Origin of the sequence: Paramagnetospirillum caucaseum (genome assembly GCF_000342045.1) — a bacterium.
Lineage (GTDB): Bacteria > Pseudomonadota > Alphaproteobacteria > Rhodospirillales > Magnetospirillaceae > Phaeospirillum > Phaeospirillum caucaseum.
Map to the genome: position 1 here is coordinate 46,535 of NZ_AONQ01000018.1, position 12,878 is coordinate 59,412.

The 12,878-nt window shown below is 67.2% G+C and carries 9 protein-coding genes and 1 other RNA gene; 7 read left to right on the top strand and 3 right to left on the bottom strand.

Annotated elements, in window-relative coordinates; genetic code table 11:
• Window positions 1-14 precede the first annotated feature (14 nt).
• Window positions 15-113, bottom strand: an RNA gene (gene ffs, locus H261_RS23800) — signal recognition particle sRNA small type.
• A gap of 50 nt (window positions 114-163) precedes the next feature.
• On the opposite strand from ffs, the gene H261_RS08550 reads away from it, so the two are divergent.
• Window positions 164-2,617, top strand: coding sequence for a helicase-related protein (locus H261_RS08550; RefSeq protein ID WP_008616519.1), 2,454 nt, complete (start codon window positions 164-166; stop codon window positions 2,615-2,617).
• A 7-nt stretch (window positions 2,618-2,624) separates the two neighbouring features.
• On the opposite strand, the gene H261_RS08555 is transcribed toward H261_RS08550, so the two are convergent.
• On the bottom strand, window positions 2,625-4,055 hold the full coding sequence (locus H261_RS08555; RefSeq protein ID WP_008616520.1) for a helix-turn-helix domain-containing protein: 1,431 nt from the start codon (window positions 4,053-4,055) through the stop codon (window positions 2,625-2,627).
• 168 nt (window positions 4,056-4,223) lie between these two features.
• On the opposite strand from H261_RS08555, the gene H261_RS08560 reads away from it, so the two are divergent.
• Genes H261_RS08560 through scpA form a run of 4 tightly spaced genes read left to right on the top strand, consistent with a single transcriptional unit; the run spans window position 4,224 to window position 10,599 of the window.
• Window positions 4,224-5,762 (top strand): acyl-CoA carboxylase subunit beta, encoded by a 1,539-nt coding sequence (locus tag H261_RS08560; RefSeq protein WP_008616522.1) that lies wholly within the window; start codon window positions 4,224-4,226, stop codon window positions 5,760-5,762.
• Window positions 5,763-5,775: 13 nt separating this feature from the next.
• Window positions 5,776-7,767 carry an acetyl-CoA carboxylase biotin carboxylase subunit gene (accC, locus tag H261_RS08565; protein ID WP_008616524.1) on the top strand — a complete coding sequence of 664 codons (1,992 nt, stop codon included), beginning with the start codon at window positions 5,776-5,778 and terminating at the stop codon, window positions 7,765-7,767.
• Window positions 7,764-8,423, top strand: a complete 660-nt coding sequence (gene can, locus H261_RS08570) for a carbonate dehydratase (protein ID WP_008616537.1) — start codon at window positions 7,764-7,766, stop codon at window positions 8,421-8,423. The genes accC and can overlap by 4 nt, the downstream gene beginning before the upstream one ends.
• A gap of 25 nt (window positions 8,424-8,448) precedes the next feature.
• Complete coding sequence (scpA, locus tag H261_RS08575; protein WP_008616539.1) at window positions 8,449-10,599, top strand: methylmalonyl-CoA mutase; 2,151 nt, start codon at window positions 8,449-8,451, stop codon at window positions 10,597-10,599.
• A 57-nt stretch (window positions 10,600-10,656) separates the two neighbouring features.
• Here scpA and H261_RS08580 read toward each other — a convergent pair whose 3' ends face one another.
• A complete protein-coding gene (locus H261_RS08580) occupies window positions 10,657-11,088 on the bottom strand; it encodes a hypothetical protein (protein ID WP_235062897.1) in 432 nt (143 codons plus the stop codon).
• A gap of 173 nt (window positions 11,089-11,261) precedes the next feature.
• Between H261_RS08580 and H261_RS08585 the strand changes: the two genes are divergently transcribed.
• A complete protein-coding gene (locus H261_RS08585) occupies window positions 11,262-11,990 on the top strand; it encodes a methyl-accepting chemotaxis domain-containing protein (RefSeq protein WP_040476026.1) in 729 nt (242 codons plus the stop codon).
• A gap of 18 nt (window positions 11,991-12,008) precedes the next feature.
• Entirely contained in the window at window positions 12,009-12,767 is a 759-nt protein-coding gene (locus H261_RS08590) for an oxygen-binding di-iron domain-containing protein (protein ID WP_008616544.1), read from the top strand.
• Window positions 12,768-12,878 lie beyond the last annotated feature (111 nt).

A 12,878-nucleotide genomic window follows, 5' to 3' on the forward strand; every position in this document is an offset into this window, starting at 1 on the left:
ATTATGTGGAGAGAGGGTGGGAGACCGGACACGACCCGGACCGGAAATCGTTACGGCTGCTTCCTTCCGGACCTGACCGGGTTGGCGACGGGTCCGTCCATGCCGATCTCCCGGGGCGGACCATAAGAGCAACCGGCAGCCCAATGCAAGACCGATTCGCGTCATGACCCGCATCCTCGCCGTTCTCGGCCCCACCAACACCGGCAAGACCCACTTCGCCATGGAGCGCATGCTGGGCCACGCCAGCGGCATGATCGGCTTTCCGCTGCGTTTGCTGGCGCGGGAGAATTACGACCGTATCGTCCGCCTGAAGGGCGCGTCGCAGGTGGCGCTGGTCACCGGCGAGGAAAAGATCATCCCGCCCCACCCGCGCTGGCTGGTCTGCACGGTGGAATCCATGCCCCTGGACCGCCGGGTCTCTTTTCTGGCGGTGGATGAGATCCAGCTGTGCGCCGATCCCGAACGCGGCCACATCTTTACCGACCGCCTGCTGCACGCCCGGGGCGAGGCCGAGACCCTGTTCCTGGGCGCCGAGACCATCAAGCCGCTGATCCGCCGGCTGGTACCGGGCGTCGAGTTCATGAGCCGGCCGCGCTTTTCCCAGCTGACCCATGTGGGAGCCAAGAAGCTGGGCCGCCTGCCGCCGCGCTCGGTCCTGGTGGCCTTCTCGGCGTCCGAGGTCTACGCCATGGCCGAGTTCGTCCGCCGAAGCCGGGGCGGCGCGGCGGTGGTGCTGGGCGCCCTGTCGCCCCGCACCCGCAACGCCCAGGTGGGTCTGTACCAGGCCGGCGAGGTGGACTACATCGTCGCCACCGACGCCATCGGCATGGGGCTCAACATGGACGTGGACCATGTGGCCTTCGCGGCGCTTCGCAAGTTCGACGGCCGCGCGCCGCGCCCGCTGGAACCAGCCGAAATCGCCCAGATCGCCGGCCGTGCCGGGCGGCACATGAACGACGGCACCTTCGGCACCACCATGGACGCCGGCACCATTCCGCCCGAGATGGCCGAACAGGTGGAGAATCACCGCTTCGATCCCCTGAAGACGCTCTCCTGGCGCAACGCCGATTTACGCTTCGCGTCCGTTCCCGCCCTGCTGTCCAGCCTGGACAAGCCCCCCGACAAGCCGGGGTTGCTGCGGGCCAGGGACGCCGACGACCAGTTGGCCCTGTCCGCCCTGGCCCAGGACGAGGAGATCGCCCGCCTCGCCAACCACCCCGAGCGGGTCCGGCTGCTGTGGGAGGTCTGCCGCGTCCCCGATTTCCGCAAGGTGATGGACGAATCCCACACCCGCCTGCTGGGCCGCATCTTCCGCCATCTGGCCGCGCCCGCCGGGCGACTGCCCAGCGACTGGCTGGCCGAAAACATCAAGCGCATCGACCGCACCGACGGCGAGTTGGACACCATCGTCGCCCGCATCGCCAATATCCGCACCTGGACCTATGTGTCGCACCGGGGCGACTGGGTGGCGGACTCGGTCCATTGGCAGGAGGTGACCAGGGGCGTCGAGGACCGCCTGTCCGACGCCCTGCACCAGCGCCTGACCAACCGCTTCGTCGACAAGCGCACCGCATTGCTGGTGCGCCGCATGCGCGACGACAGCGCCATGGACGCCGAGATCAGGCCGGGCGGCGAGGTACGGATCGAGGGCGAGTATGTGGGCCGGCTGGCCGGCTTCCGCTTCGAGGCCGACAAGGCGGAGACCGGCGCCGCCGCCCGGACCATGCTGGCCGCCGCCACCCGCGCCTTGGGGCCGGAGGTGGAGCGCCGCCTGGCCCAGGCCCTGGCCGACCCATTCGAAGCCTTCGACCTGGGGCCGGGCGGCCTGTCGTGGCGGGGCGAGGTGCTGGCCCGCCTTGGCCCCGGCGCCGATGCCCTTCACCCCCAGGTGGAAGCGCCCCTGGGCGACCTGCTGGCGCCACGCGAGCGCGAGCGCCTGCGCAAGCGGCTGGGCGAGGTGGTGCAGGCGTGGCTGGCCGCCCGCCTGCCGTCGCTGTTCCGGCTGGCCGGGGCGCCGCTGTCGGGCGCGGCGCGGGGGCTGGCCCACCAGCTGGCCGAGGGGCTGGGCTCCATGCAGGCCGACGAGTCCCTGGTCCGCACGCTGTCGAAGGACGACGCGCTGGCCCTGGCCCGCCTCGATGTCCGGGTCGGGCGGCACGGCCTCTACATCCCCGCGTTGTTCAAGCCCAGGACGCAAGGCTTGCGCGCCCTGCTGTGGTCCGTTTACGCAGGAATTCCCGCACCGGACGTGCCCGGCCCCCGCCCGGCGGTGATGATGGCGGAGAACGTGCCGGCGGCATTTTACGAGGCGGTAGGTTATGGCGCGACGGGCAAGGTGGCCATCCGCCGCGACGTGCTGGAACGCCTCGCCGCCCTGGCCCGCACCGCCGCCCACCACGGCGCCTTCCTACCCGACCATGCCATGCATTCGGCCCTGGGCCTGGGACCAGCGGCCACGGAAGCCACGCTGGAGGCGCTGGGCTATGTCCGCTCGGGCGAGGGGTTCAGGACGGGCCGGAAGCCCCGGCGGAAGGCACGGCCGGAAAAGCCCTCGGATTCGCCATTCGCGGTGCTGCGCCGGAATCTCCCTCTCCCTGGAGGGAGAGGGGCGGGGTGAGTGGGCCTCACGCAAACAGATACGGCACGAAGGACCGGTTGTTCTCGTCGACGCTGATATGGCTGCCGATGGGGGGGAAAGCGCGCTGGCGGCAATCGTCGCGCTCGCAGATGCGGCAATTGACGCCGATGGGCACGGCGGCCTGCTCCGAGGCGAGGTCGAGGCCGGCGGAATAGACCACCTCGGAGGCATAGGCGGTCTCGCAGCCCAGGCCCACCGCGAACTGACGGTCGGGCCGCAAATACGAGCCGCCGCGCTTGGACACGGTGCGGGCCACGCAGATATAGGAGATGGAATCGGGCATACGGGCCAGCTGCACCAGGATCTTGCCCGGCTGGGCGAAGGCCTCGTGCACGTTCCACAGGGGGCAGGCCCCGCCGAAGCGGGTGAAGTGGAAGCGCGTCGCCGAGTGGCGCTTGGTGATGTTGCCGGCCATGTCGACGCGGACGAAATAGAACGGCACGCCGCGTGCGCCCGGCCGTTGCAGGGTGGAGAGGCGGTGGCAGACCTGCTCGAAGCTGGCGCCGAAGCGGCTCTGCAGCTGCTCGACATCGTGGCGCAAGGCCTTGGCCTGCTGGGCGAAGGCCAGATAGGGCATCACCAGGGCGCCGGCGAAGTAATTGGCCAGCCCCACCCGGCAGATGGAGCGCGCGTCGTCGGACGACAGCTTGGCACCCCCCACCACTTCCTCGATCAGTTCGTGATAGGCCAGCAGCGCCACCTGATGGGCCAGTTGGAAGGTGCGGCTGGGCACCGACAGCAGCGCCGACAGCGACAGCGAGCCGTTACCCGGCTCAAAAGTGCGCATGCCCGCCGTGTCGTCCTCGGCGACGATGCGCACGCGCACGCCGTGGCGGCTCTCGAGATAGGCCACCAGATCGTTGTGCATCTGGCCCAGGCGGAAGCCCTCGGCCTCCACCAGCGCCTCGGCGGCCTCGTCCAGGGTGCCGAAGTAGTTGTTGCAGTAGTAGAAGAAGTCGCGGACCTCCTCGTAGGGGAAGTGGGCGTGGCCGCCGCGCTCTTCCCCCGTGGCCGAGGACAGGTTCTCGGTCAGCGACTGCATGCGCTCGTCCAGCTGGCGGAAGGTCTGGTACAGCGTCAGCACCCTTTTCGCCAGTTCCGGCGAGGCTGACGCCGCGTTCCGCAGTTCCGACAGGCCGATGGAGCCCGAACCGAACACCGGATCGTTCAGGGCCTCGCGCAGGTCGGCGACCAGCCGGGATTCCTCGTCCTCCACCAGGGTGGCGAGGTCGACATCCAGCACCTTGGCGATGCGCAGCAGCACCGGCACCGTCAACGGGCGCTGGTTGTTCTCGATCTGATTGAGGTAGCTGGGCGACACTTCCAGCAGCGCCGCCAGGGCCGCCTGGGACAGCTTCTTGCCGTCGCGCAGGCGACGGAGTTTGTAGCCGAGGAACAGCTTCTTGTTCATGACCATAGGTTATAGCCGCCCCCGCCCGGCTTCGCAACCTTAGCAACTTCACAGGGCAAGGTTGCGAAGCCCTTCGCAACACCGCCCTTTTCCCCGCGACTCCTGTTGCCACCAATAGGGCTTTGCGAATACACCCGACGCCAATGTCACTCTGCCCGCCGGAGGCCCGCGTCCATGCACGAAATCATTCAGCAGCTCGAGGAAAAGAGGGAAGGCGCCCGGTTGGGCGGTGGCGAGAAGCGCATCGCCGCCCAGCACAAGCGCGGCAAACTGACGGCGCGTGAGCGCATCGAGCTTCTCCTCGATCCCGATTCCTTCGAGGAATGGGACATGTTCAAGGAGCACCGCTGCACCGATTTCGGCATGGACTCGGAAGAGAACATGATCCCCGGCGACGGCGTGGTCACCGGCTACGGCACCATCAACGGCCGTCTGGTCTTCGTGTTCAGCCAGGACTTCACCGTGTTCGGCGGCTCGCTGTCCGAGGCCCACGCCGAGAAGATCTGCAAGATCATGGACAAGGCGGTGCAGGTCGGCGCTCCCGTCATCGGCCTCAACGATTCCGGCGGCGCCCGCATCCAGGAAGGCGTCGCCTCCCTGGCCGGCTACGCCGAGGTGTTCCAGCGCAACGTCATGGCGTCCGGCGTGGTGCCGCAGATCTCCATGATCATGGGCCCGTGCGCCGGCGGCGCCGTGTACTCGCCGGCCATGACCGACTACATCTTCATGGTCAAGGACAGCTCGTACATGTTCGTGACCGGCCCCGACGTGGTCAAGACCGTCACCCACGAGACGGTGACCGCCGAGGAACTGGGCGGCGCCATCACCCACTCCACCAAGTCGGGCGTCGCCGATCTGGCCTTCGAGAACGACGTGGAGGCGTTGCTGCAACTGCGCCGCTTCATGGACTTCCTGCCCAGCTCCAACCGCGAGAAGCCCCCCGTCCGCCCCACCAATGACGGACCCGAGCGCATCGAGACCAGCCTCGACACCCTGATCCCCGACAACGCCAACAAGCCCTACGACATGAAGGAACTGATCCTGAAGGTCGTGGACGAGGGCGACTTCTTCGAGGTGCAGCCCGGCTATGCCGGCAACATCATCGTCGGCTTCGCCCGCATGGAAGGCCGCACGGTGGGCATCGTCGCCAACCAGCCCATGGTGCTGGCCGGCTGCCTCGACATCTCGTCGTCCATCAAGGGCGCCCGCTTCGTGCGCTTCTGCGACGCCTTCAACATTCCCATCGTCACCTTCGTGGACGTGCCCGGCTTCCTGCCCGGCACCAGCCAGGAATACGGCGGCATCATCAAACACGGCGCCAAGCTGCTCTACGCCTATGCCGAGTGCACCGTGCCCAAGATCACCGTCATCACCCGCAAGGCCTATGGCGGCGCCTACGACGTGATGAGCTCCAAGCATCTGCGCGGCGACGTCAACTTCGCCTGGCCGACCGCCGAGATCGCCGTGATGGGCCCCAAGGGCGCGGTGGAGATCATCTTCCGCTCCGATATCGGCGATTCCGAGAAGATCGCGGCGCGCACCGAGGAATACCGCCAGAAATTCGCCAATCCCTTCATCGCCGGCCATCGCGGCTTCATCGACGACGTCATCATGCCCCGCAACACCAGGAAGCGCATCTGCCGTTCCCTGGCCATGCTGAAGGACAAGGACGTCAAGAATCCGTGGCGCAAGCACGGCAACATTCCGCTGTAAGGGGGACGATCGCATGTTCACAAAGATTCTGATCGCCAACCGCGGCGAAATCGCCTGCCGGGTCATCAAGACCGCGCGCAAGATGGGCATCAAGACGGTGGCGGTGTATTCCGACGCCGACAAGGACGCGCTCCACGTCTCCATGGCCGACGAGGCCGTGCATATCGGCCCGGCGGCCTCGGCCCAGTCCTATCTGGTGATCGACAAGATCGTCGAGGCCTGCAAGCAGACCGGCGCCCAGGCGGTCCATCCCGGTTACGGCTTCCTGTCGGAAAAGCGCGAATTCCAGGAGGCCCTGGGCAAGGCGGGCATTGCCTTCATCGGCCCCGACGCCCACGCCATCTTCGCCATGGGCGACAAGATCGAGTCCAAGAAGCTGGCCCGCGAGGCCGGGGTCAACACCGTGCCGGGCTATCTCGGCGTCATCAAGGACGCCGACGAGGCGGTGAAGATCGCCAAGGAAATCGGCTATCCCGTCATGCTGAAGGCCTCGGCCGGCGGCGGCGGCAAGGGCATGCGCCTGGCCTGGAACGATGCCGAGGCCCACGAGGGCTTCACCAGCGCCACCAACGAGGCCAAGACCAGCTTCGGCGACGACCGCGTCTTCGTGGAAAAGTTCATCGAGCAGCCCCGCCACATCGAGATCCAGGTGCTGGCCGACGGCCAGGGCACCACGCTGTACCTGGGCGAGCGCGAGTGCTCGATCCAGCGCCGCCACCAGAAGGTGATCGAGGAGGCGCCGAGCCCCTTCCTGACGCCCGAGACCCGCAAGGCCATGGGCGAGCAGGCCTGCGCCCTGGCCCGCATCGTCAACTACAAGTCGGCCGGCACGGTGGAGTTCATCGTCGGCGGCGCCACCGGCGAGTTCTACTTCCTGGAAATGAATACCCGCCTGCAGGTGGAGCATCCGGTCACCGAGATGATCACCGGCCTCGACCTGGTCGAGCAGATGATCCGCGTCGCCTATGGCGAGAAGCTCTCCATCACCCAGGACGACGTCAAGCTGAACGGCTGGTCCATGGAGGCCCGCGTCTATGCCGAGGACCCCTTCCGCAACTTCCTGCCGTCCACCGGCCGCCTGACCCGTTACCAGCCGCCGGCCGAAAGCCCGCATGTGCGCGTCGACACCGGCGTCTACGAGGGCGGCGAGATCAGCATGTTCTACGATCCCATGATCGCCAAGCTGATCACCTACGGCCCGACCCGCGACGCCGCCATCGCCCATATGCGTCAGGCCCTGGACGAGTACTACATCCGCGGTCTGTCCCACAACATCCCGTTCCTGGCCTCGCTGTTCTCCAAGGAGCGCTTCGTCAAGGGGGCGCTCACCACCAACTTCATCGCCGAGGAATACGCCAACGGCTTCCACGCCAACGACCTGCCCGCCGACGACCCGACGGTGCTGATCGCCGTGGCCGCCGCCGCCAACCGCCGCATCCACGAGCGCGACACCCGCATTTCCGGCCAGTTCCCCGGCCACGAGATGAAGGCCGGCGACGAGTGGGTGGTGGTGATGAGCGGCCAGTACCACGACATCACCGTGCGCCCCACCGAGGGCGGCTACGCCGTGGTGATCGCCGGCGAGGTGGTGGACGTCAAGACCGGCTGGCAGATCGGCGAGCCGCTGTTCCTGGCCAGCGTCGATGGCCGTTCGGTGGCCGTGCAGATCGAGCGGGCGGGATCGGGCCTGCGCCTTGCCCATGCCGGTTCGCGCGCCGACGTGCTGGTGCTGACCCCGCATGCCGCCCGCATGAACAGGCTGATGCCGTTCAAGGCGCCGCCGGACATGAGCAAGTACATGCTGTCGCCCATGCCCGGCCTGCTGGTCAAGCTGCTGGTCGAGGACGGCCAGGAGGTCAAGACCGGCGAGCCGCTGGCGGTGGTCGAGGCCATGAAGATGGAAAACATCCTGAAGGCCGAGCGTGACGCCACGGTCGCCAAGACCCACGCGGCGGCCGGCGATTCGCTGGCGGTGGACCAGAAGATCATCGAGTTCGCCTCATGAGCAAGGTCCCGGGGATCGACCGCCTGCTGGCCAATAACAAGGCCTGGGCGGAGGAGACGGAGCGCACCAAGCCCGGCTTCTTCGCCCATCTGGCAGAGCAGCAGACCCCGGGATATCTTTGGATCGGCTGCGCCGATTCCCGGGTTCCGGCCAACGAGATCGTCGGCCTGGAACCCGGTCAGGTCTTCGTCCACCGCAACGTGGCCAACCAGGTCCACCACGCGGACATGAACTGCCTGTCGGTGCTGCAATACGCCATCGACGTGCTCAAGGTGGAGCACATCATCGTCTGCGGCCATTACGGCTGCGGCGGCGTACGGGCGGCGCTGCAGGATTCGCGCCTGGGCGTCACCGAATACTGGATCCGCCCGGTGCGCGACCTCTGCGAATGCCACCGGCACGAACTGGACATGCTGCCCAGCGAATCCGCCCAGGTGGACCGGCTGTGCGAACTGAACGTCATGCAGCAGGTGCGCAACCTGTGCCGCTCGCCGGTGATCCAGGACGCCTGGCAGCGCGGCCAGCAGTTGGAAGTGCATTCCTGGGTCTACGGCCTGACCGACGGCATGGTGCGGCCCCTGGGGCCCATCGTGGCGGGATTGAAGTCGTTGGATGAATTCGGTGCGTCGTACCTGATGCGCGGCGCGGCGTTCTAGAACAAGAAACAAGGGAGTAGGGTCGATGAGCGAGTTCCCGAAGAAGAGCGTTTCCGATTGGGAAGCCCTGGCGTCGAAGGACCTCAAGGGCGCCTCGCCCTCGACCCTGGACTGGGAGACCCCGGAAGGCATCACGGTCAAGCCGCTCTATACCGCCGCCGACCTGGAAGGCCTCGACCATCTGGGCTCGCTGCCCGGCTTCCCGCCCTTCACCCGCGGCCCCCGCGCCACCATGTACGCCGCCAGGCCGTGGACGGTGCGCCAGTACGCCGGCTTCTCCACCGCCGAGGAATCCAACGCCTTCTACCGCAAGAATCTCGCCGCCGGCCAGCAGGGCATTTCGGTGGCCTTCGATCTGGCCACCCATCGCGGCTATGATTCCGATCACCCCCGCGTGGTGGGCGACGTGGGCAAGGCGGGCGTCGCCATCGATTCCGTCGAGGATATGAAGATCCTGTTCGACGGCATCCCGCTGGACAAGATGTCGGTCTCCATGACCATGAACGGCGCCGTTCTTCCCGTGCTGGCGGGCTACATCGTCGCGGCGGAAGAGCAGGGCGTCTCCCAGGACCAGCTGGCGGGCACCATTCAGAACGACATTCTGAAGGAGTTCATGGTCCGCAACACCTACATCTATCCGCCGGCGCCCAGCATGCGGATCATCGCGGACATCATCGAGTACACCTCGAAGAACATGCCCAAGTTCAACTCCATCTCCATCTCCGGCTACCACATGCAGGAAGCCGGCGCCACGGCGGTGCAGGAACTGGCCTTCACCCTGGCCGACGGCCTGGAATACGTGCGCGCCGCGCTGGGCACCGGCCTCAAGATCGACGAGTTCGCCGGCCGGCTGTCGTTCTTCTGGGCCATCGGCATGAACTTCTTCATGGAGATCGCCAAGATGCGCGCCGGCCGCCTGCTGTGGGCGCGCATCATCAAGCAGTTCGATCCCCAGAAGGCCAGCTCCATGGCGCTGCGCACCCATTGCCAGACCTCGGGCGTCAGCCTCACCGAGAAGGACGCCTACAACAACGTCGTCCGCACCACCATCGAGGCCATGGCGGCGGTGCTGGGCGGCACCCAGTCGCTGCACACCAACGCCCTGGACGAGGCCATCGCGCTGCCGACCCCGTTCTCGGCCCGCATCGCGCGCAACACCCAGCTGATCATTCAGGAAGAGACCGGCATTCCCCATGTGGTCGATCCCCTGGCCGGCTCGTATTACGTCGAAAGCCTGACCAACGCCCTGGCCGAGGAAGCCTGGAAGCTGATCCAGGAGGTCGAGGAACTGGGCGGCATGACCAAGGCCGTGGAATCGGGCATGCCCAAGATGAAGATCGAGGAGGCCGCCGCCCGGCGTCAGGCCCGCATCGATAGGGGCGAGGAAGTGGTGGTCGGCGTCAACAAGTACCAGCCGGCGGAAGAGACCCCCATCGAGATCCTCGACGTGGACAACGCCAAGGTCCGCGACTCCCAGATCGCCCGTCTGAAGCAGATCAAGGCCGGCCGCGACCAGGCCAAGTGCGACGCCGCCCTGGCCGCCCTGGCCAAGGCCGGCGAATCGGGCGAGGGCAACCTGCTGGAATTGGCGGTCAACGCCACCCGCGCGCGGGCCACGGTGGGCGAAATCTCCGATGCGCTGGAGCAGTCCTTCACCCGTCACCGCGCCGTCAACCGCACTATCTCGGGCGTCTATGGCGGCGTCTACAAGGATGACGCGGGCTTTGCCAAGCTGAAGGCCGACATCGAAGCCTTCGCCAAGGCCGAGGGGCGCCGTCCCCGCATGCTGGTCTGCAAGATGGGCCAGGACGGCCACGACCGCGGCGCCAAGGTGATCGCCACCGCCTTCGCCGATCTCGGCTTCGACGTGGATATCGGCCCGCTGTTCCAGACCCCGGAGGAGGCCGCCCGCCAGGCGGTGGAGAACGACGTGCACATCGTCGCCGCCTCGTCCCTGGCCGCCGGCCACAAGACCCTGGTTCCCGCCCTGATCGGCGAGTTGAAGGCCCAAGGCGCCGGCGACATCCTGGTGGTGACCGGCGGCGTCATTCCCACCCAGGATTACGACTTCCTGTACAAGGCCGGCGTGGCGGCGGTGTATGGCCCAGGCACCAACATCCCCAAGGCCGCCGCCGAGATCCTGGAATTGCTGAAGACGCGCGGCCAGGCCGTCTGAGGCCGCAGGCGCGGGAAACGACCGCCGGGCGGGCCACCTTGGCCCGCCCGTTCCGTTTCATCCGAACGCGTCGTAGAAGCTCTTGAACACCGACAGACCGGATTTGGCCGCCGCCGCGCCGTCGAGAAGATTGGCGCCGGAGGCCGCCCTGGCCGGCTGCAGCCTGAGCAGGGCGGCCTGGCCGGAGGCGGCGATGCCGTCGGCGGTCTCCTTGCTCATGCCGGCCAGGATGGCCTCGGCCGAACCGCCGGAACCGTCCATGCCCAAGGCCCCCATCCGGGCCCGCTGCGTCGCCGACGCCTTGGCCAGCAGGTCGCGCTGCTGCTTCTCCTCGGCGGCGAGGCGCTGCAGGATCAACTGGTTCTGCCGGGCCTGGGCCTCTGCCTGGGCCGCCGCCGCCTTGTCCGCCGCCGCCGATCGGCCGGCAGCCCCGGCCACCGTGGACACCGTACCGATGGCCATGGGAATCACTGTTTCAAATCCTGACATGACGATCTCCTTCGGGTTGCGGACGCCGGCGTTTCCGACGCCCTGGTGATCAAAGACACATCCGTCCCTCCACCCCGGCGGACATTGTTGCGGACGGATCAGTTTCCCCCTTCCGACCAGCGGAAAACCGATTATCATCGGGAAAAATCGGGTCTTTGCCGGATAGGCGGGGCATGACACAGCTTTTGACGACCACACGCACGCGCACCCAGCGCACCGACCGGATCGAAGCGCGGGCCAACGGCCTGCTCGGCGATTGCCGCCGCGCCTTCCATGCCTTCGGCGGGTTGGACGAACTGGCCGAGAACCTGCGCATCCTGTCGCTCAACGCCGAGTTGGCGGCGGGCCGGGCGGGCGACAAGGGCAAGGCGGTGCGGGCGCTGACCCAGTACACCCGCGAACTGGTCAACCGGCTGGCCCAGATCCAGGGCGAGATGCATTCCCTGCGCGGGCGGACCTTCGCCTTCTCGTCCACCATCCTGCGCAGCCTGATGCAGTTGAACCTGTTCGAACGCTCCTGCCAGTTGATCGAAGCCGATACGGGGAGCGGACGCTCCTGCGACAGCGCCCAGCGGGCCTTCGCCGACCTGATGTCGGTGCTGGTCGACACCCTGGACGGCATGGCCAACGCGGTGAATGACCTGTCGCGCCGCACCCACGCCGTCGAGGAGGTGGTCAGCCAGTCGGATTCCATCGCCACCAACATCGCCATCGAGGCCGCCGCCGCCGGCGTCCATGAGAAGGAGTTCCGCACGGTGTCCGACACCATGCGGATCTATGTGGACGATCTGCGCCAGATGATCGACGAGGCTTCGGACGCGGTGCGTCGCGCTGCGGAAAAGGGCGAGGCGCTGCGGCGCATCGGCCTGGACGCCCTCGACGAACTCCATCGCAACTCATAGCGTGTCAGGACACTCCCCATGAAGTGCGCCACTCTGTTCCGCCAGGACGATCACTGCTGGCAGATGTTCGGCCAGGACCCGGACAAGCCCGACAACGTGGTCGACACCAACCAGTACCTGATCCGCTCGGGCGATTGCGCCATCCTGCTCGATCCGGGCGGCATGGAGGTGTTCCCGGCCATGCTGGCCGCCCTGACCCGCGAGATTCCGGTGTCCAGCGTCAAGGCGCTGTTCCTGTCGCACCAGGACCCCGATATCGGTTCGTCCCTGCCCCTGTGGCGCCGGGTCTGCGAGCCCGACACCAAGATCTACCTGTCCTGGCTGTGGTCCAGCTTCACCGCCCATTTCGACCGCGACGCCGTCTTCACCACCATTCCCGACGAGGGCATGGAGGTGTCGCTGTCCCCCAGCGTCCGCCTGCGCTTCGTGCCGGCCCATTACCTGCATTCGTCGGGTAATTTCAACGTCTACGACCCCAAGGCCAAGGCGCTGTTCTCCGGCGACGTCGGCGCCGCCCTGGTGCCCAAGGACAAGGCCACCGGCTCGGTCTTCGTCACCGATTTCGCCTCCCATGTGCAGTACATGGACGGCTTCCACCGCCGCTGGCTGGCCTCGACCCGGGCCCGCGACGCATGGTGCGCCCAGGTGTCCAAGCTGGACATCGACTTCCTGGCGCCGCAGCACGGCCTGGTGTTCAAGGGCGACGACGTCAAGCGCTTCATCGACTGGTTCGCCGGCCTGGAGATCGGCAGCGGCGTCGCCGCCATGAACCGCTGACCGGCGGCGGGGAATCCCATCCTGGAACGGCCTTTCCTGTTGGAACCGGCATTCCAGGCGGAGATCCCCCCTCCCGATGGGTGTCGGGATGACCGGTCACTCCAAACGCCG

Excerpts from the sequence above, each read along its gene's own strand:
- H261_RS08555 (WP_008616520.1), bottom strand. The coding sequence starts at position 4,055 with ATGGTCATGAACAAGAAGCTGTTCCTCGGCTACAAACTCCGTCGCCTG.
- accC (WP_008616524.1), top strand. The coding sequence starts at position 5,776 with ATGTTCACAAAGATTCTGATCGCCAACCGCGGCGAAATCGCCTGCCGG.
- scpA (WP_008616539.1), top strand. The coding sequence starts at position 8,449 with ATGAGCGAGTTCCCGAAGAAGAGCGTTTCCGATTGGGAAGCCCTGGCG.
- H261_RS08560 (WP_008616522.1), top strand. The coding sequence starts at position 4,224 with ATGCACGAAATCATTCAGCAGCTCGAGGAAAAGAGGGAAGGCGCCCGG.
- can (WP_008616537.1), top strand. The coding sequence starts at position 7,764 with ATGAGCAAGGTCCCGGGGATCGACCGCCTGCTGGCCAATAACAAGGCC.
- H261_RS08585 (WP_040476026.1), top strand. The coding sequence starts at position 11,262 with ATGACACAGCTTTTGACGACCACACGCACGCGCACCCAGCGCACCGAC.
- H261_RS08550 (WP_008616519.1), top strand. The coding sequence starts at position 164 with ATGACCCGCATCCTCGCCGTTCTCGGCCCCACCAACACCGGCAAGACC.
- H261_RS08590 (WP_008616544.1), top strand. The coding sequence starts at position 12,009 with ATGAAGTGCGCCACTCTGTTCCGCCAGGACGATCACTGCTGGCAGATG.
- H261_RS08580 (WP_235062897.1), bottom strand. The coding sequence starts at position 11,088 with ATGTCAGGATTTGAAACAGTGATTCCCATGGCCATCGGTACGGTGTCC.